This is a genomic window from Pseudomonas sp. FW305-25 (assembly GCF_017351415.1).
Taxonomy (GTDB): Bacteria; Pseudomonadota; Gammaproteobacteria; order Pseudomonadales; family Pseudomonadaceae; genus Aquipseudomonas; species Aquipseudomonas chlororaphis.
In genome coordinates this window covers 58888-76202 of record NZ_JACNDE010000031.1, presented here as the reverse complement: position 1 = coordinate 76202, position 17315 = coordinate 58888, and the positions used below count along the sequence as shown (strand labels likewise).

At 64.5% G+C, this 17315-nt stretch carries 13 protein-coding genes; 8 read left to right on the top strand and 5 right to left on the bottom strand.

All coding sequences use genetic code 11. The features are described from left to right. Positions 1–144 precede the first annotated feature (144 nt). From J4E58_RS24150 to J4E58_RS24125, 6 genes are all read left to right on the top strand, one after another. Positions 145–2445, top strand: a complete 2301-nt coding sequence (locus J4E58_RS24150) for a YgiQ family radical SAM protein (protein ID WP_009041914.1) — start codon at positions 145–147, stop codon at positions 2443–2445. A 126-nt stretch (positions 2446–2571) separates the two neighbouring features. Then, positions 2572–3090: a hypothetical protein gene (locus J4E58_RS24145; RefSeq protein WP_087089906.1), complete on the top strand. Its 519-nt coding sequence runs from the start codon at positions 2572–2574 to the stop codon at positions 3088–3090. A 173-nt stretch (positions 3091–3263) separates the two neighbouring features. Further along, on the top strand, positions 3264–6539 hold the full coding sequence (locus J4E58_RS24140; protein ID WP_087089908.1) for a DUF2126 domain-containing protein: 3276 nt from the start codon (positions 3264–3266) through the stop codon (positions 6537–6539). 87 nt (positions 6540–6626) lie between these two features. Then, positions 6627–9113 carry a circularly permuted type 2 ATP-grasp protein gene (locus tag J4E58_RS24135; protein WP_087089911.1) on the top strand — a complete coding sequence of 829 codons (2487 nt, stop codon included), beginning with the start codon at positions 6627–6629 and terminating at the stop codon, positions 9111–9113. Continuing rightward, positions 9113–10018 (top strand): transglutaminase family protein, encoded by a 906-nt coding sequence (locus tag J4E58_RS24130; RefSeq protein WP_087089913.1) that lies wholly within the window; start codon positions 9113–9115, stop codon positions 10016–10018. Before J4E58_RS24135 ends, J4E58_RS24130 begins: the two co-directional genes overlap by 1 nt. Before the next feature lie 116 nt (positions 10019–10134). Further along, complete coding sequence (locus J4E58_RS24125) at positions 10135–10554, top strand: NUDIX domain-containing protein (RefSeq protein ID WP_087089915.1); 420 nt, start codon at positions 10135–10137, stop codon at positions 10552–10554. 24 nt (positions 10555–10578) lie between these two features. Here J4E58_RS24125 and J4E58_RS24120 read toward each other — a convergent pair whose 3' ends face one another. Then, positions 10579–10764: a hypothetical protein gene (locus J4E58_RS24120; RefSeq protein ID WP_053259435.1), complete on the bottom strand. Its 186-nt coding sequence runs from the start codon at positions 10762–10764 to the stop codon at positions 10579–10581. Between the two features lie 69 nt (positions 10765–10833). Further along, the gene (locus J4E58_RS24115; protein WP_087089917.1) at positions 10834–11421 is read right to left on the bottom strand and encodes a TIGR00730 family Rossman fold protein; all 588 of its coding nucleotides are present in this window, start codon (positions 11419–11421) and stop codon (positions 10834–10836) included. A 349-nt stretch (positions 11422–11770) separates the two neighbouring features. Between J4E58_RS24115 and azu the strand changes: the two genes are divergently transcribed. Continuing rightward, the gene (gene azu, locus J4E58_RS24110) at positions 11771–12217 is read left to right on the top strand and encodes an azurin (RefSeq protein ID WP_007921507.1); all 447 of its coding nucleotides are present in this window, start codon (positions 11771–11773) and stop codon (positions 12215–12217) included. A 225-nt stretch (positions 12218–12442) separates the two neighbouring features. Here the strand turns inward: azu and nadE are convergent, their stop codons facing one another. The 3 genes from nadE to J4E58_RS24095 form a co-directional block, all read right to left on the bottom strand. Further along, complete coding sequence (gene nadE, locus J4E58_RS24105) at positions 12443–13270, bottom strand: ammonia-dependent NAD(+) synthetase (protein ID WP_087089918.1); 828 nt, start codon at positions 13268–13270, stop codon at positions 12443–12445. Positions 13271–13273: 3 nt separating this feature from the next. Continuing rightward, positions 13274–14500, bottom strand: a complete 1227-nt coding sequence (pncB, locus tag J4E58_RS24100) for a nicotinate phosphoribosyltransferase (RefSeq protein ID WP_007925207.1) — start codon at positions 14498–14500, stop codon at positions 13274–13276. Between the two features lie 229 nt (positions 14501–14729). Next, positions 14730–15635 (bottom strand): LysR family transcriptional regulator, encoded by a 906-nt coding sequence (locus J4E58_RS24095; RefSeq protein WP_062823826.1) that lies wholly within the window; start codon positions 15633–15635, stop codon positions 14730–14732. 163 nt (positions 15636–15798) lie between these two features. Here J4E58_RS24095 and J4E58_RS24090 point away from each other — a divergent pair, with 163 nt between their 5' ends. Beyond that, a complete protein-coding gene (locus J4E58_RS24090; RefSeq protein WP_087089920.1) occupies positions 15799–17289 on the top strand; it encodes an aldehyde dehydrogenase family protein in 1491 nt (496 codons plus the stop codon). Positions 17290–17315: the final 26 nt, after the last annotated feature.

Sequence of the window (17315 nt, the reverse complement as noted above, 5' to 3'; positions counted from 1 at the left end):
CGATCGCAGTCTGCGACAGCGGCTACAGGCCACCGATTTCCGACTATAGTCGTCGGAATTGGTTATTTTTTGTGCTATATTCCGCGCCCGCGAATTTCTCTGTAAATAAACGCGCCCTCATCTACACCTATACCGGTCATCGACATGCAAGCAGCCAAGCCGTTATTTGACTATCCCAAGTACTGGGCCGAATGTTTCGGACCGGCGCCGTTCCTGCCGATGAGCAGGGCGGAGATGGATCAGCTCGGCTGGGATTCCTGCGACATCATCATCGTCACCGGTGATGCCTACGTCGATCACCCGTCGTTCGGCATGGCGATCATCGGCCGGCTGCTGGAGTCCCAGGGCTTTCGCGTCGGGATCATCGCCCAGCCGAACTGGCAGTCCAAAGACGACTTCATGAAGCTCGGCGAGCCGAACCTGTTCTTCGGCGTCGCGGCCGGCAACATGGACTCGATGATCAACCGCTACACCGCGGACAAGAAAATCCGTTCCGACGACGCCTACACCCCGGGTGGCCTGGCGGGCAAGCGTCCGGACCGCGCCAGCCTGGTCTACAGCCAGCGCTGCAAGGAAGCCTACAAGCACGTGCCGATCGTCCTGGGCGGCATCGAAGCCTCCCTGCGCCGCATCGCCCACTACGACTACTGGCAGGACCGGGTGCGCAACTCGATCCTGATCGACGCCAGCGCCGACATCCTGCTCTACGGCAACGCCGAGCGGGCGATTGTCGAAGTCGCCCAGCGCCTGTCCTACGGGCACAAGATCGAAGACATCACCGACGTGCGCGGCACCGCGTTCATTCGCCGTGACACGCCGCAGGGCTGGTACGAAGTCGACTCCACGCGTATCGACCGGCCGGGCAAGATCGACAAGATCATCAACCCGTACGTCAACACCCAGGACACCCAGGCCTGTGCCATCGAGCAGGAAAAAGGCCCGGTCGAAGATCCCCAGGAAGCCAAGGTCGTGCAGATCCTGGCCAGCCCGAAGATGACCCGGGACAAGACCGTGATCCGCCTGCCGTCCATGGAAAAGGTGCGTAACGATCCGGTGCTCTACGCCCACGCCAACCGCGTGCTGCACCTGGAAACCAACCCGGGCAACGCCCGTGCGCTGGTGCAGAAGCATGGCGAGATCGATGTCTGGTTCAACCCGCCGCCCATCCCGATGACCACCGAAGAGATGGACTACGTGTTTGGCATGCCGTATCAGCGCATCCCGCACCCGGCGTACGGCAAGGAGAAGATCCCGGCCTACGACATGATCCGTTTCTCGGTGAACATCATGCGTGGCTGCTTTGGCGGCTGCACCTTCTGCTCGATCACCGAGCACGAAGGGCGGATCATCCAGAACCGTTCCGAAGAGTCGATCATTCGCGAGATCGAAGAGATTCGCGACAAGGTTCCAGGTTTTACCGGGGTCATTTCCGACCTCGGCGGCCCGACCGCGAACATGTACCGCATCGCCTGCAAGAGCCCGGAAATCGAATCCGCGTGCCGCAAGCCGTCCTGCGTGTTCCCTGGCATCTGCCCGAACCTGAATACCGACCACTCGTCGCTGATCCAGCTGTATCGCAGCGCCCGCGCCTTGCCGGGGGTGAAGAAGATCCTGATCGCTTCCGGCCTGCGCTACGACCTCGCGGTCGAGTCGCCGGAGTACGTCAAGGAACTGGTGACCCACCACGTCGGTGGCTACCTGAAGATCGCCCCGGAACACACCGAGGAAGGTCCGCTCAACCAGATGATGAAGCCGGGCATCGGTAGCTACGACCGGTTCAAGCGGATGTTCGAGAAGTACTCCAAGGAAGCGGGCAAGGAGCAGTACCTGATTCCGTACTTCATCGCCGCGCACCCGGGCACCACCGACGAAGACATGATGAACCTGGCCCTGTGGCTCAAGGGCAACGGTTTCCGCGCCGACCAGGTGCAGGCGTTCTACCCGTCGCCGATGGCCACCGCCACCGCGATGTACCACTCGGGCAAGAACCCGCTGCGCAAGGTCACCTACAAGAGTGACGGGGTGACCATCGTCAAGAGCGAGGAGCAGCGTCGCCTGCACAAGGCGTTCCTGCGTTACCACGACCCGAAAGGCTGGCCGATGCTGCGTGAAGCGCTGACCCGCATGGGTCGCGCCGACCTGATCGGGCCGGGCAAGAACCAGTTGATTCCTTTGCATCAGCCGTCGACCGACAGCTACCAGAGCGCCCGTCGCAAGAACTCGACGCCGGCTGGCAGCCACAAAGTGGCCAAGGAAACCACCAGGATCCTCACCCAGCACACCGGCCTGCCTCCACGCGGCAGCGACGGTAGCAACCCGTGGGACAAGCGCGAACAGGCCAAGGCCGCCGCGATGGCCCGCAACAAGCAGGCCGCCAAGGAACGCACGGATGCGGCCAAGGGCAAAGGCAAGAAGCCGGCCCGCAAACCGGTCGTGCCCCGCTAAGGCCACTGCTGTACGGACCCAATGCCACAGACACAACGCCAACCCCAGGGTTGGCGTTGTGCATTTCGGCGTTCGGGTTTGTTAAGGTGCGCCCCCAGGATGGGCATCAACTCAAGGAAGAGCCGCGTGTTACGTCGCCGGAAAACCCCGCAACAACGGCAGGTCGAAGACCGGCTGCTACGCCTCAAGACCGCCGAATGGCTCGCCTGGCAGCCCTATGTGCGGCATTTCGGGATGATTCATATCGCGGTGATGATGACGACGGTCTTCAGCATCTCGCTGACCGCCGCGCAGGTGCCTCATCTGTATTTCCCCCATGACTTCCAGGTCGCCAACTACGCCGCGATGGCCATGCTGGGCGCAGGCCTGCTGATGAGCCTGTGTTTCATGCTGGTGATCCGCGGCTACCCGCGTGGCGCCTGGGCCTTGTTCGGCGCGCTGGTGTTCTGCCTGGCATGCGCGCTGCTGGTCCTGCTGGACTCCCGCCAGCGACTGTTCCCGGCCTTTGTCCTGTGCATTCCCCTGGCCGGGCTGTACCTGATGAGCACCCGGCGCTACCAGCGCGGGCTCAAGGTGCTGCAAGTGGCGGCGCGCAAACGCCGGCGCCTGCAGCGACTGGAAGCCGGCCTGAAGCGAGTGCGCTGACCGCCGGTTACATCCTGTCGCCACATTTATGTGCAACCCTGCGCACGCCGAAGCACGCGCCGCTCGCTTTTGGTGCTGTACTGCCCACAGCCGTTGGGGAAAGCCCCGGGACTGGTGCTCTGGCATAAGTCTTGCGCGCTTTCGTGTACGTTCAGGCCCGCAGGAGGCACGCCGTGTCGATCCATGTCGCATTGCACCATGTCACGCATTACCGCTACGACCGCGCGGTCGAACTTGGCCCACAGATCGTTCGCCTGCGTCCGGCGGCCCATAGCCGCACGCGGATTCTCTCCTATGCGCTGAAGGTTCAGCCCGAGCAGCACTTCATCAACTGGCAGCAGGACCCCCAGGGCAACTACCTGGCGCGCCTGGTCTTCCCGGAGAAGACCGACGAGCTGCGGATCGAAGTCGATCTGCTGGCGGAGATGGCGGTCTTCAATCCGTTCGATTTCTTCCTCGAGCCCTACGCCGAGAAAATCCCCTTCGCCTATGCCGCCGACGAGCAGCGCGAGCTGGCGCCTTACCTGGAAACCCTGCCACTGACACCGAAGTTCAAGGCCTACCTCGAGGGCATCGACCGCACGCCGATACCGGCGGTGGATTTCCTGGTGGCCCTGAACCAGCGCCTGAGCGAAGACATCGGCTACCTGATCCGCATGGAGCCCGGCGTGCAGACGCCGGAGCAGACCCTGGACAAGGCTTCCGGCTCCTGCCGCGACTCCGCCTGGCTGCTGGTGCAGCTGCTGCGCAACCTGGGGCTGGCCGCGCGCTTTGTTTCCGGCTACCTGATCCAGCTGACCGCCGACGTCAAATCCCTCGACGGCCCGTCCGGCACCGAGGTCGACTTCACCGACCTCCACGCCTGGTGCGAGGTGTACCTGCCCGGCGCCGGCTGGATCGGCCTGGACGCCACTTCCGGGCTGTTTGCCGGGGAAGGCCATATCCCGTTGGCCTGCAGCCCCGATCCGTCCTCGGCGGCGCCGATCAGCGGCCTGGTGGAGCCTTGTGAATGCGAGTTCGGCCACGAGATGTCGGTGGAGCGGGTCTGGGAAGCGCCGCGGGTCACCAAGCCCTACACCGAGGAGCAATGGCTGGCGATCCAGGCCCTGGGCCGGCAGATCGATGCCGACCTGCTGGCAGGCGACGTGCGCCTGACCATGGGCGGCGAGCCGACCTTCGTCTCGATCGACGACCCGGATGGCGCCGAATGGAACACCGCGGCTCTCGGGCCGAACAAGCGCCGGTTGTCCGCCGAGCTGTTCCAGCGCCTGCGCAACCACTACGCGCCCAAGGGCCTGGTGCACTTTGGCCAGGGCAAGTGGTATCCGGGCGAGCAATTGCCGCGCTGGTCGCTGAACTGCTACTGGCGCCGCGACGGCGTGCCGATCTGGCACAGCGTCGCGCTGATTGCCGACGAGCATGAAGACTATGGCGCCGACAGCGAGCTGGCCGGGCGTTTCCTCGCCAGTGTCGCCGAACGCTTGAAGCTGCCCGCGCGCTTTGTATTCCCGGCTTATGAAGACAACTTCTACTACCTGTGGCGCGAAGGCACCTTGCCGCAGAACGTCAGCGCCGAGGATTCGCGGCTGGCGGACGAGCTGGAGCGGGCGCGCCTGCGCAAGGTGTTCAGCCAGGGCCTGGACAAGGTCATCGGCCAGGTCCTGCCGCTGGCCCGTACCGCCAGGGGCGACCAGTGGCAGAGCGGCCGCTGGTACCTGCGCGATACCCACTGCCGGTTGATCCCGGGGGATTCGCCCCTGGGTTATCGCCTGCCGCTGGCGTCCCAGCCCTGGGTGACGGCGGCGGAGTACCCCTATGTGCACCCCACCGATCCGAACCAGGAGCTGCCCGAGCTGCCGGACAGCGCGCAACTGCGCGAACACGGCGAAGCGGCCGAGGCCGATGAGCGGGTGCCGCAGATCGACCAGTCCGCCGACTGGCTGACCCGCACCGCGTTCTGCGCCGAGGCGCGGGGCGGGCGCTTGTACCTGTTCATGCCGCCCCTGGAGCGCCTGGAGGATTACCTGGAGCTGGTCAGCGCCATCGAGGCCACCGCCGAGGAGCTGCATTGCCCGGTGCTGCTGGAGGGCTACGAGCCGCCGAGCGATCCGCGCCTGAGCAACTTCCGCGTCACCCCCGATCCGGGCGTGATCGAGGTCAACGTGCAGCCGTCCGCCAGTTGGGACGAGCTGGTGGAGCGCACCGAATTCCTCTACGAGGAAGCCCGGCAGACCCGCCTGACCACCGAGAAATTCATGATCGACGGGCGCCATACCGGCACCGGCGGCGGCAACCACTTCGTATTGGGTGGCGCGACGCCGGCGGATTCGCCGTTCCTGCGCCGGCCGGACCTGTTGCGCAGCCTGATCAGCTACTGGCACAACCATCCGTCGTTGTCCTATCTGTTCTCCGGGCTGTTCATCGGCCCCACCTCCCAGGCACCGCGGGTCGACGAGGCGCGCAACGATGCGTTGTACGAGTTGGAAATCGCCTTCGCGCAGATGCCCGAACCGGGCGAGGAGTGCCCGCCCTGGCTGGTCGACCGGCTGCTGCGCAACCTGTTGATCGACGTCACCGGCAACACCCATCGCGCCGAGTTCTGCATCGACAAGCTGTACTCGCCGGATGGCGCTACAGGCCGCCTGGGCCTGCTGGAACTGCGCGCCTTTGAAATGCCGCCCCATGCGCGCATGAGCCTGGCCCAGCAATTGTTGCTGCGGGCCTTGGTGGCGCGCTTCTGGCGCGAGCCCTACGCACCGGCCAAGCTGGCGCGCTGGGGCACCGAGCTGCACGACCGCTTTCTGTTGCCGCACTTCATCGAGCAGGACTTCGCCGATGTCATTGTCGAGCTCAACGCCGCCGGCTACCCGTTGCGGGCCGAGTGGTTCGCCGCGCACCTGGAGTTCCGTTTCCCCAAGGTCGGCGATTATGCGGTCGGCGGTGTCGAGCTGGAGCTACGCCAGGCCCTGGAGCCTTGGCACGTGTTGGGGGAGGAGGGCTCCGCTGGCGGTACGGTGCGTTATGTCGACTCATCGCTGGAGCGTTTGCAGGTCAAACTCACCGGGCTGGCGCCGCAGCGCTACCTGTTGACCTGCAACGGCGTCGCGGTGCCGCTGCAGCCCACCGGGCGAGTCGGGGAGTTCGTCGCCGGCGTGCGCTATCGGGCCTGGCAGCCGTTCAACTGCCTGCAACCGACCATCCCGGTGCACGCACCGCTGGTGTTCGACCTGCTCGACACCTGGATGCAGCGCTCCCTGGGCGGTTGCCAATACCATGTGGCCCACCCGGGCGGGCGCAACTACGACAGCCTGCCGGTGAATGCCAACGAGGCCGAGAGCCGACGCATGGCGCGCTTCTTCCGCCTGGGGCATAGCCCCGGCACCTTGTCTGTGCCGAGCCTGACGATCAACGACGAGTTGCCGATGACACTCGATTTGCGACGTTTCTAAAGCAGACGCGACGCCCGGATGTTTCGCATATCCGGGCGTCATGTGTCTGCGTTAATCTGACTTACCTTGCCGTCTGCCGAGCTTTCCATGCCTGACCTGCTTGACCACTACCCGCTGACGGCGGGTACCTACCACGAACTGCTCGACGCCAGCGGCGCGGTGCGCCCGCACTGGCGCCGGCTGTTCGACCAGTTGCAGCGCAGCACACCGGCGCAGTTGATGCAGCGCCAGGCGCTGCTGACCCGGCAGATCCAGGAAAACGGCGTCACCTACAACGTCTATGCCGACCCCAAGGGCGCCGACCGGCCGTGGGAACTGGACCTGTTGCCCCATGTGATCGCCGCCGATGAATGGCAGCAGCTGTCCGCCGGGATCGCGCAGCGGGCGCGTTTGCTCAATGCGGTACTGGCCGACCTGTACGGCCCCCAGCGGCTGATCAGCGAGGGCCTGCTGCCGGCCGAGCTGGTCTTTGGCCATAACAACTTTCTCTGGCCGTGCCAGGGCATCCAGCCGCCGGAAGGCGCCTTCCTGCACCTGTACGCGGTCGACCTGGCGCGCACCCCGGACGGGCGCTGGTGGGTCACCGCCGACCGTACCCAGGCACCGTCCGGTGCCGGCTACGCCCTGGAAAACCGCATGATCGTGTCCCGGGCCTTTCCGGACCTGTACCGCGATCTGCAGGTGCAGCACCTGGCCGGGTTCTTCCGCACCCTGCAGGAAACCCTGGCCCGCCAGGCGCCCCGGGACGACGAAGCGCCACTGATCGTGCTGCTGACCCCGGGACGTTTCAACGAGAGCTATTTCGAACACCTGTACCTGGCGCGCCAGCTCGGTTATCCGCTGGTGGAGGGCGGCGACCTGACGGTGCGCGACGCCACGGTCTACCTCAAGACCCTGAGCGGCCTGCGGCGGGTGCACGCGATCATGCGCCGGCTCGACGACGACTTCTGCGACCCGCTGGAACTGCGCACCGACTCGGCCCTCGGCGTGCCGGGGCTGCTGGAGGCGGTGCGGCAGGGGCGGGTGCTGGTGGCCAATGCCCTGGGCAGCGGCGTGCTGGAGTCGCCAGGCCTGCTGGGTTTCCTGCCGAAGATCAGCGAGCACTTGTTCGGCGAAAAACTGATTCTGCCGTCTGTCGCCACCTGGTGGTGCGGTGAGGCACCGGTGCTGGCCCAGGCCCTGGAGAAACTCCCGGAACTGCTGATCAAGCCGGCGTTCCCGTCCCAGAGCTTTGCCCCATTGTTCGGTCGCGACCTCTGCGAGAAAGAGCGCCAGGCCCTGGCCGAACGCATGCGGGCGCGACCTTATGCCTATGTCGCCCAGGAGCTGGCGCAACTGTCCCAGGCGCCGGTCTGGCAGGCCGAGGACGGCCAGCTGCAACCGCGGGCCATCGGCATGCGGGTGTATGCCGTGGCCAGCCGCGATGGTTACCGGGTACTGCCGGGCGGCTTGACCCGGGTGGCCGCCGAGGCCGATGCCGAGGTGGTATCGATGCAGCGCGGCGGCGCCAGCAAGGACACCTGGGTGCTGGGCGAACGTGCGCCCAGCGGCGAACAGTGGAAAGGCCAGCGGACCATCGGCGTGCATGAACTGGTGCGGCGCGATCCGTACCTGCCGTCGCGGGTGGTGGAAAACCTGTTCTGGTTCGGCCGTTACTGCGAGCGTTGCGATGGCAGTGCGCGGCTGTTGCGGATCATGCTGGCGCGCTATGTCGACGGCGATGACCCGCAGGCCTTGCAGGCGGCGGTCGAGCTGGGCGAAAGCCTGATGCTGCTGCCGGACGAAGGCGAGTTGCCCGAGCGTTTGTTGGCGGCCCTGCAGGGGGATGACTGGTCCTTCAGCCTGCGCTCCAATCTGCAGCGCCTGCAGTGGGCGGCGTCCCAGGTGCGTGGCAAGCTTTCGCGGGAAAACTGGCAGGCGTTGGTGGAATTGCAGCGCGAAGCCCTGGCACTGGAGGCCCGCGAGCCGGACTTCGGCGAGCTGCTGGACTTCCTCAACCGCCTGGTGATGTCCCTGGCGGCGCTGTCGGGCTTCGCCCTGGACGATATGACCCGCGACGAAGGCTGGCGCTTTTTGATGATTGGCCGGCGCATCGAGCGCCTGCAGTTTCTCAGCAGCAGCCTGGCGGCCTTCCTGCGCAGCGCCACCGTGTTCGATCAGGCTGGGCTGGAGTGGCTGCTGGAACTGGGCAACAGCAGCATCACCTACCGTTCCCGCTACCTGGCGGTGGCGCAGTTGATCCCGGTGCTCGACCTGTTGCTGCTCGACGAACAGAACCCCCATGCGGTGCTGTTCCAGCTGAAGCTGGTGACCCGGACCCTCAATCGCTTGAACGACGAGTTCGGCGTACCGCGCGAGGCCGGTTTGCCCAAGCTGGTGGGGCGTCTGGGGCGCTTCGACCTGGGCTGCCTGGAAAACCCGCTGTTCGGCGAGGCCAGCGTGCGGGCGGCGCTCGAAGGCCTGGCCGACCTGTTGCAGGAAATCGCCGATGCCAGCGGGCAGGTCTCCGACCGCCTGGCGCTGCGGCATTTCGCCCATGTCGACGATGTCAGCCAACGAACGGTATCCGTCTGATGAGCGCTCATTACCAGATCTTTCACGATACCCATTACCACTACGACAGTCCGGTTTCCCTGGCCCAGCAGCTGGCGCACCTGTGGCCGCGCGCCTGCGCCTGGCAGCATTGCAGCCAGCAGGAACTGCTGATCAGCCCCGACCCCACCACCCGTCGCGACGAGCTGGACGTGTTCGGCAACCCACTGACCCGGCTGGCGTTCGAGCGGCCCCATGACGAGCTGCTGGTCAATGCGCAGCTGACGGTGGAGGTGCTGGCCAGGCCCACGCCGGATTTCACCCGTTCATTGTCCTGGGACGCCACCCGCAGTGCGCTGACCTACAGCAGCCGGCCGTTATCCGCAGCCTTGATGGAGGCGTGCCGTTACCGCTTCGAGTCGCCTTATGTGCACTTGAAGAAAAGCTTCGTCGAGTTCTCCGAAAGCTGTTTCCCCGCCGGGCGTCCGTTATTGCTGGGGGTGCAAGCGTTGATGGAAAAGATCTTCAGCGAGTTCACCTTCGATGCCGAAGCCACCCAGGTGGCGACGCCGCTGGTGGAAGTGCTGGAGCGGCGGCGCGGGGTCTGCCAGGACTTCGCCCACCTGATGCTGGCGTGTTTGCGTTCCCGCGGTTTGGCGGCGCGTTATGTCAGCGGCTACCTGCTGACCCAGCCGCCACCGGGGCAGCCACGCCTGATCGGCGCAGATGCCTCCCATGCCTGGGTTTCGGTGTTCTGCCCGGTGCTCGGCTGGGTGGATTTCGACCCGACCAACAACGTGCAGCCGGCGCTGGAGCACATCACCCTGGCCTGGGGCCGGGATTTTTCCGATGTGTCGCCGTTGCGCGGGGTGATTCTCGGCGGCGGCAGCCACGACCCGGAAGTGCGGGTGACAGTGATGCCGCTGAATGAACGGATCTCTCTGTAGCCGCTGCCGCAGGCTGCGCTCGGGCGCGTAGCGGCCGTGCTTTGGTGGCCACAGGAAGGTTCTTCGAACCTTATCGCAGCCTTCGGCAGCGGCTACAGGCTTTACAGGAGTTACTTATGTTCCCGGTATCGATCAAGGGCGTGCTGCAATCCCCCGAGGGGCTGGTGGTGCTGATGCTCAACGAGCGTGACGAGTGGGAGCTGCCCGGCGGGCGGATCGAGCTGGGGGAGACGGCGCCCCAATGCCTGGCGCGGGAGATCGAGGAGGAGCTGGACGTGCGGGTGGCGGTGGGCGAGCCGCTGGATTCGTACCTGTTCGAAGTCATCCCTGGCAAGCAGGTCTTTATCTCGACCTATCGCTGCCGGCTCCTGGGCGGTTTTGTGCCAACCGTCAGCCACGAGCACAAGGAAATCGGCCTGTTCGCGCCGGACCGGCTACCGGCCAACTTGCCACAGGGTTATCGCGATTCGATTGTCAAAGCGTTGGGTATCCGAGGGTCGGCAACGGATGGCCGACCCCAGATCCCGAGGGCCTGATAGAGGTATCGGGCCTGGCGGGTCTCAGGCCTTGGGGGCCTGATCGTCTACTGCATCGGCGTCGTCGACGGCCACGTCGTCTTCTGTCTCCGGGCTTGGTGCGCCGGCTTCTTCAGCGGCCGCTTTCTTGCGTTGCAGCTTTTCCTCTTTCTTCTGCTCCTTTGCCAGGTCTCGCTGACGTTTGGCGAAGGAGTAATTGGGTTTAGCCATGGGCGATCCTCTGGGGTCGAAGGTGAGGTTTGAGCGGCGCGTATTCTGCCCTGTATCGGAGCCCGGCGGTTAATCGGGTTTCTGCTCGGCCCATTTGGGGACTACCGTGGGTTGCCAGGCTTCCAGCGCATCCAGCAGTTTGCGCGGCGATTCGCTCACTTGCAGCATGTCACGGTGCGGGGTGCGAACGAAGCCTTCGCCGACGATATGATCGAGAAAACCCGTGAGCTTCTCGTAGAAACCATTCACTTCCAGCAACCCCAGGGGCTTGGCGTGGTAACCCAACTGGCCCCAGGTCCAGACCTCGAACAACTCTTCCAGGGTGCCCAGGCCACCCGGCAGCGCGATAAAAGCGTCGCTCAGCTCGGCCATGCGTGCCTTGCGGGCGTGCATGCCGTCGACCACCTCCAGGCGCGTCAGGCCCGGATGGCCGATTTCCTTGTCCTTGAGGCTCTGGGGAATGATGCCGATGACTTCGCCGCCAGCCGCCAGGGCCGCGTCGGCGACTATGCCCATCAGGCCGACGGCGCCACCGCCATAGACCAGGGTCAGCTTGCGCTCGGCTAGCTGGCACCCGAGGGCTTCGGCGGCCTCGCGGTAGGCCGGGTTGGTGCCAGTGCTGGCACCGCAGAACACGCATACAGACGCTAAAGACATGCCTTACTCCATGGTCGGTGAGGGCCACAGAGTAATGGCTGGCCGGCCGCGCTCCAAGGGTCAATCCTCGCCGCGGGGGCTTTCATAGGTGCCGCTGGCGCCACAGGCATAGGCGGCGAGCAGGCTGCGGAACAGACTGTTGAGGTGCATGGCAGACACTCCGATAGTGATGTGCGCCGAGCATAGGTCCGCGGCCGATGGCTGGCTGTTTGATTCTCTCGATCAGGCCGATAGCGCAAAGTTGTATACAATTTCTTGATGTAAATCATAGGAACTTGTGAAAAATTCAGGCAGTCTTCACCTTCATGGATTCAGATGGATTTTGTTAACCCTGCCTTGGAGATTCACCATGTTTGCCAAACTCGTTGCGGTATCCCTGCTGACACTGGCCAGCAGCCAGCTGATGGCCGCCGAATGTAAGGTCGATGTCGACTCCACCGACCAGATGTCCTTCAACACGAAGGAAATCACCATCGACAAGAGCTGCAAGACCTTCACCGTGAACCTGACCCACTCCGGCAGCCTGCCGAAGAACGTCATGGGCCATAACTGGGTGCTGAGCAAAAGCGCGGACATGGCCGGCATCGCGACCGACGGCATGGCCGCCGGCATCGACAAGAACTACCTGAAAGAAGGCGACAGCCGCGTCATCGCCCACACCAAGATCATCGGCTCCGGCGAAAAAGACTCGGTGACCTTCGACGTGTCGAAGCTCACCGCTGGCGAAAGCTACGAGTTCTTCTGCTCGTTCCCGGGCCACAACTCGATGATGAAAGGCGCTGTGGTGCTGAAGTGATCGGTTGATTCCGTGTGATGAAAAGCGCCCTGCGGGGCGCTTTTTTTGTGCCTGGAACTGCATATACAGACTTGGAGCCGCTGCCGAGCCTGCGAGGCTGCGTACGAGGACGCAGTCCTCGCAAAACCTGCCCACGCGGTCCATCGAACATAACGTGGCGCCTGGTTTGGCGACCGCTCTGCGGCCGTGCGCAGCCTCGCAGGCTCGGCAGCGGCTACGGGCTGTTTATGGCGCGAATGGCATCACGCGTTTGTGATGGGTCTTGTTGTAGGTGTTGCAGATGATCTTGAACGCCTCCTCGCGCACCGGCTGGCCGTGGAGGAAGGCGTCGATCTCGGCGTAGGTCACGCCGTGGGACGCTTCGTCCGGCTTGCCGGGAGACAGGTCTTCCAGGTCGGCGGTAGGGATCTTTTCCACCAGCGACTCCGGCGCACCGAAATGCCGGGCAATGGCCCGCACCTGGTTCTTCACCAGCCCGCTCAGCGGGGCCAGGTCGCAGGCGCCGTCACCGAACTTGGTGAAGAAACCCATCACCGCTTCGGCGGCGTGGTCGGTGCCGATCACCAGGCCGTGGGCGGCGCCGGCGATGGTGTACTGCGCGACCATGCGCATGCGTGCCTTGGTGTTGCCAAGGACGAAGTCCCGGGTTACCGCCTGATGGCCTTCGAAGGCCGCCACTTCATTGGCCAGGGACTTGACCGCCGGCCCGATGTTCACGGTGTGGCGCTCGTCGGGTTCGATGAAGTCCACCGAGGCCTGGGCATCGTGCTCGTCGAACTGCACGTCGTACGGCAGGCGCACGGCGATGAAACGATAGTCCTGGTCGCCACTGCTGGCGCGCAGTTCGCGCATCGCCCGCTGGGCCAGCAGGCCCGCGGTCAGGGAGTCGACGCCACCGCTGATGCCCAGCACCAGGGCCTTGAGCCCGGAATTGAGCAGGCATTGCTGGATGAACGCGACCCGCCGGGCGACTTCTGCCTCGAGATCGGCCTGGTCCTTGAAAGGGGGTTGGACCTTGAGCTGTTCAGCAATCTCACGCTGTACGGCTTGCATGATTCACTCCTTGCTTGATGTGCCAGAAAGGGCGGCAGGTACTTGGAAAACGTGGCGCAAATAAGCGACGAAGTTGGGATCCTTGCAATGGGTCTTGCCCGCTTCGTCGGAGATCTTGGCGACGGGCTGGCCATTGCAGGCGGCCATTTTAAGCACGATGCTCATCGGCTCGACACCGGGAATATCGCACGTCAGGTTGGTGCCGATACCGAAGCTGACATTGATCCGACCGCGCAACGCACGAAAAATCTCCAGGGACTTGGGCAGCGTCAGGCTGTCGGAGAACACCAGGGTCTTGCTCATCGGCTCGATGCCCAGTTTCAGGTAATGGGCGATGGCTTTTTCCGCCCAGGCGATCGGGTCGCCCGAGTCGTGGCGCAAACCGTCGAACAGCTTGGCGAAGTACAGATCGAAATCGTTGAGGAAGGCGTCGGTGGTGATGCAGTCGGTCAGGGCGATCCCCAGCAGGCCGCGATACTCGCGGACCCAGCAGTCGAGGGCGGCGATCTGGCTGTCGATCAGCCGCGGCCCCAGTTGCTGGTGGGCCATGATCCATTCGTGGGCCATGGTGCCCAGGGGTTTCATGTCCAGCTCGCGGGACAGGTGCACGTTGCTGGTGCCGACGAAACGCCCGGGGAAGTCGTGCTTGAGCACGTTCACCACTTCTTCCTGGACCCGGTACGAGAAGCGCCGGCGGGTGCCGAAGTCGGCCACCTGCAGGTGCGACAGTTCATCGGCGCTGGCGTTGGCGCTCAGCCAGTCGAACTTGCGATACAGCTGTTCGCGCGCCTGTTCCAGGACGACTTCGCGGTAGCGATAGCGGTTACGCACCTCGCTGACGATCGCCAGCATCGGCACTTCGAACAGGATCACGTGCAGCCAGGGCCCGCGCAGGCGGATGAACAGCTCGCCGTTCTCGATACCGGTATGCACATACCGCAGGTTGAAGCGGAACAGCCCGAGAAAACGCAGGAAGTCCGGTTTCAGGAAGCTGATGCGCTCGAGAAAACTCAACTGGTCGGCGCTCAGGCTCAGGTCGGCCAGGCGCTCGAACTGATAGCGGATCTCCGCCAGATAGGGGCGCAGGTCCTCGCTGTTGCGGCAGCGGAATTCCCATTCGACTTCCACATTGGGGTAGTTGTGCAGCACCGCCTGCATCATGGTCAGTTTGTAGAAGTCGGTGTCGAGCAGGTTCTGCACGATGCGATCGGCAAACACACTCTCGCTCATAACGGGAATCTCCATGCTGGCCGCGATCAAGGGCGCGGCTTTCCAGCTTGTTCAATGAAGGCAGTAGTGGCGCATATCCGCCGTGGGTTTTGCCAGTGTTTTTTGCTTGGGGACGATGTCGAGGCTGATGGCCTCATCGCGGGCAAGCTCGTTCCTACAGATACGGCGCTGCTCTTGTAGGTGCGAGCTTGCTCGCGATGGCGTCCATTCGTCTGGCCTCCATCCCGGATCAGGCCGGCGTCGGGCTGTCGATCTGTTCCAGCATCCAGCGTACGAAGTCCCGCACCTTGGGCACTTCGGCCGCATGTTCGGGGTAGGCCAGGTAATAGGCGTCGTGGCTGGGCATGGCGTAGTCCCAGGCCAGCACCAGCTTGCCCTCGGCCAGCTCTTCTTCCACCAGGAACCGCGGCAGCAGGGCCACGCCGCAGCCGACCTGGGCGGCCCGGATGCACATGTAGAAGGTTTCGAAGCGCGGGCCGTGATAGCTGTGCTCGGTGTGGTAACCCTGGCTGTCGAACCAGTCATGCCAGGCCTGCGGCCGCGAGGCCAGTTGCAGCAGCACCAGCTCGGCCAGCTGCGTCGGGTCGGTGAACGGCTTCTGCGGCAGGCTGCCGGGGGCGCAGACCGCCACCAGCTCTTCGCCGAACAGCTTCAGGCACTCGGTGCCGGGGCGCGAACCCTGGCCGAAGTAGAACGCCATGTCGCTGCGGCCCTGCAGCAGGTCGTCGGCTTCCTGCTCGTTGCACAGGTCCAGGTGGATCTGCGGGTGGCGCAGGCGCCAGCCCTTGAGGCGCGGCACCAGCCAGCGCGCACCGAAGGTCGATGGGGTGGACACCCGCAGGACTTCGGTTTCGCCGCCGTAGGAGCGCAGGTAGTGGGTCGACATCTCGATCTGCGAGAGGATCTTGCGCACTTCCACCAGGTACAGGTCGCCGGCCGGAGTCAATTGCAGGCGCCGACGTACCCGGCGAAACAACAGGTGTTGCAGGAGTTCTTCCAGCTGCGCGACCTGCTTGCTGACCGCGCTCTGGGTCAGGTTCAGCTCCTCGGCGGCGCGAGTGAAGCTCAGGTGCCGGGTGACGGCCTCGAAACACTGCAGGGCGGTGATCGAGGGCAGGTAGCGTTTGTTCAGCATCGAGGGTTCCTTGTTCTTGTCCCGGCTGCGCAGCATGAATAAACGGAATGATATCTCGCCTAATCGTCGTTTGTTGGCAAGTCTCGGGCCGGCTACAACTACAGTCCTGAATGGCTGTGTCAACGGCTACGACTTTTTGCTTTCCATTTGTAAGGAGTGACCCATGGTTGCCGCATTGCTTGATCGTCTTGGTGTGAACCCGGCCCTGTATCAGTCGGGCAAGCAGCCCGTGCATTCGCCGATCGACGGCAGCCGCATCGCCTCGGTGAACTGGCAGGGCGCGGCCGAGGTGGAGCAGCAGGTCAGTCGCGCGGAGCATGCCTTCGAGTTGTGGCGCAAGGTGCCGGCGCCGCGGCGTGGCGAGCTGGTGCGCCAGTTCGGCGAAGTGCTGCGCGAATACAAGGCCGACCTCGGCGAACTGGTGTCCTGGGAAGCCGGCAAGATCACCCAGGAAGGCCTGGGCGAAGTGCAGGAAATGATCGACATCTGCGACTTCGCGGTCGGCCTGTCGCGCCAGCTGTACGGCCTGACCATCGCCTCCGAGCGCCCAGGCCACCACATGCGCGAAACCTGGCACCCGCTGGGCATCGTCGGGGTGATCAGCGCGTTCAACTTCCCGGTCGCGGTCTGGGCCTGGAACACCACCCTGGCGCTGGTCTGCGGCAACCCGGTGATCTGGAAACCCTCGGAAAAGACCCCGTTGACCGCCCTGGCCTGCCAGGCACTGTTCGAGCGCGTGCTGAAGAACTTCAGCGATGCCCCCGAATACCTGAGCCAGGTGGTCATCGGCGGGCGCGACGCCGGCGAAGCGCTGGTGGACGACCCGCGCGTGGCCCTGATCAGCGCCACCGGCAGCACCCGCATGGGCCGCGAAGTTGCGCCGAAAGTCGCCGCGCGTTTCGCCCGCAGCATCCTCGAGCTGGGCGGCAACAACGCGATGATTCTGGGGCCGAGCGCCGATCTGGACATGGCCGTGCGCGCCATCCTGTTCAGCGCCGTCGGTACCGCTGGCCAGCGCTGCACGACGTTGCGCCGGCTGATTGCCCATGAATCGGTGAAGGACGAAATCGTCACCCGCCTCAAGGCCGCCTATTCCAAGGTGCGCATCGGCCATCCGTTGCAAGGCAACCTGGTCGGCCCGCTGATCGACAAGCACAGCTTCGACAACATGCAGGATGCGCTGGAGCAGGCCCTGAGCGAGGGTGGCCGGGTGTTCGGCGGCAAGCGCCAACTGGAAGACCAGTTCCCCAACGCCTATTACGTGTCGCCGGCGATCGTCGAGATACCGGAGCAGAGCGACGTGGTGTGCAGCGAAACCTTCGCGCCGATCCTATACGTGGTGGGCTACAGCGATTTCGCCGAAGCGCTGCGCCTGAACAATGCCGTGCCGCAAGGCCTGTCGTCCTGCATCTTCACCACCGATGTGCGTGAGGCCGAGCAGTTCATGTCGGCGGTGGGCAGCGACTGCGGCATCGCCAACGTCAACATCGGCCCGAGCGGCGCGGAAATCGGCGGCGCCTTCGGTGGCGAGAAAGAGACCGGCGGCGGCCGCGAGTCCGGTTCCGATGCCTGGCGCGCCTATATGCGCCGGCAGACCAACACCGTGAACTACTCGCTGGAGTTGCCATTGGCGCAGGGTATCACCTTCGATTGATCGACCCGATCGCGCCCGCTTGCCGG